The sequence below is a fragment of the Streptomyces sp. NPDC020958 genome (genome assembly GCF_055562175.1).
This window is the reverse complement of the sequence record NZ_JBVHFU010000054.1, coordinates 1-2,035: the sequence shown is the minus strand read 5'-3', so window position 1 is coordinate 2,035 and position 2,035 is coordinate 1. Positions and strand designations below refer to the sequence as shown.

The window sequence follows — 2,035 nt, the reverse complement described above, 5'->3', positions numbered from 1 at the left end:
GAATCGGTGGGCCAAGCCGTGGTCGTCGTGCGGGAGGACCGTGCTGGTGACAGGCGTCTGGTGGCGTATGTCGTGGCAGCGGGTGGCGGCGTCCTCGACCCGGCTGTGTTGCGTGGGTTCGTGGGGGAGCGGTTGCCGGATTACATGGTGCCGTCGGCCTTCGTGGTCCTCGATGCGCTGCCGTTGACGCCGAACGGGAAGCTCGACCGGAAGGTGTTGCCGGCGCCGGAGGTTGTTTCCGGCGGGGCGGACAGGGGGCCGCGGACACCGCACGAGGAGATCCTGTGCGGGCTGTTCGCCGAGGTCCTCGGAATCTCCCGGGTCTCTGTGGACGACGGGTTCTTCGAGTTGGGTGGCGACAGCATTCTGTCGATCCAGTTGGTGGCGCGGGCGCGGGCGGCGGGTCTGGTGTTCTCGCCGCGTGATGTGTTTGAGCGTAAGTCGGTGGCCGGTCTGGCTGCGGTGGTCGGTATGTCGGCTGGTTCGGCGGTGGCCGAGGCGGTGGGTGCTGGTGTGGGTGTGGTGCCGTTGACGCCGGTGATGCGCCAGGTGCGGGAGCGGGGTGGTCCGCTGGCTGGGTTCTCGCAGTCGATGCTGGTGGGTGCGCCGGCCGGGCTGTCGCTGGATGTGCTGACCGCGATGGTGGGGGTGGTCGTTGACCGGCATGACGGTCTGCGGTTGCGGGTGGTCCGGGACGGCGACTCGGATTCCGGCCTGGATTCTGGCTCTTCCTCTGGTTGGGGTTCGGGTTGGGGTTTGGAGGTGTTGCCGTCGGGTGTGGTGGATGTGGCGGGGTGTGTGCGTCGTGTGGATGTTGCCGGTGTGGCGGGCCGTGGGCTGGAGGAGGTGGTGCTGGCCGAGGCGGTTGCGGCGCGTGAGCGTCTGGATCCGCCTGCGGGTGTGATGGTGCAGGTGGTGTGGTTCGACGCGGGTGCTGGTGTGCCGGGCCGTGTGCTGCTGGTTCTGCATCATCTGGTGGTCGATGGGGTGTCCTGGCGTGTGTTGTTGCCGGATCTGGCGGCGGCGTGGGGTGCTTTGTCGGTGGGTGGTTCGGTGGAGCTGGCTGCGGTGGGGACGTCGTTCCGTGGCTGGGCGGGTCATCTGGTGCGGCTGGCGGGTTCGGCGGAGCGGGTTGCGGAGCTGGGTCTGTGGCGGGAGATGGTGGCAGTCCCCGGCATCCGCATGGGATCACGTGAGTTGGATCCGTCGAGGGACACTGCCGGGACGGTGCGGGGTCTGGTGGTGGAGCTGTCAGCGCAGGAGACGCGCCCGCTGCTGGGTGAAGTGGCCTCCGTCTTCCACGTCGGTGTCGAGGATGTGTTGTTGGCGGCGTTGGCGCTGGCGGTGACTCGCTGGCGTGGTGAGACGTGCTCGGCGTCTGGGGGTGCGGGTTCTGGCGGTGGGCTGTTGGTGGAGTTGGAGGGGCATGGGCGGGAGGAGGTGGTGGAGGGGGTGGATCTGTCGCGGACGGTGGGCTGGTTCACCAGTGCGTATCCGTTGCGGATCGATCCGGGGGTTTTTGATGTGGGTGAGGTGTGGGCTGGTGGTGCTCAGGCCGGTGTGGTGTTGAAGCGGGTGAAGGAGCAGGTGCGGTCGGTTCCCGACCGTGGTCTGGGTTTTGGTTTGTTGCGGTATTTGAATGCGGAGACGGGTGCGGTGCTGGAGCGGGGGGCGCGGCCTGAGATCGGGTTCAACTATCTGGGTCGGTTCAGTGTGGGTGGTGGTGGTGCCTGGCAGATTGCTGCGGAGTCGGTGGCGTTGGGCAGTGGGTTGGATCCTCGGATGCCGGTTCCGCATGCGTTGGAGATCAATGCGGTGGTGCAGGACGGTGAGGTGGGTCCGTGTCTGCAGGTGTCCTGGTCGTGGGTGCCGGGTGTGCTGGATGAACGCGATGTCGTCGAGGTGTCGGGGTTGTTCGTCGAGGCACTGGCAGCGATCACCCGTCACGCGGCCGATCCCACCGCGGGCGGATACACGCCCTCGGATCTTCCCCTGGTCGACCTGAACCAGGCAGAAATCGATCAACTCGAGCAGC

The 2,035-nt window shown here is 67.2% G+C and carries 1 protein-coding gene; it reads left to right on the top strand.

Annotated features, from left to right (window positions below; genetic code table 11):
- The coding region (locus ACZ3KP_RS40930; RefSeq protein ID WP_467506222.1) for a condensation domain-containing protein at window positions 1–2,035 on the top strand (2,035 nt) is incomplete at both ends.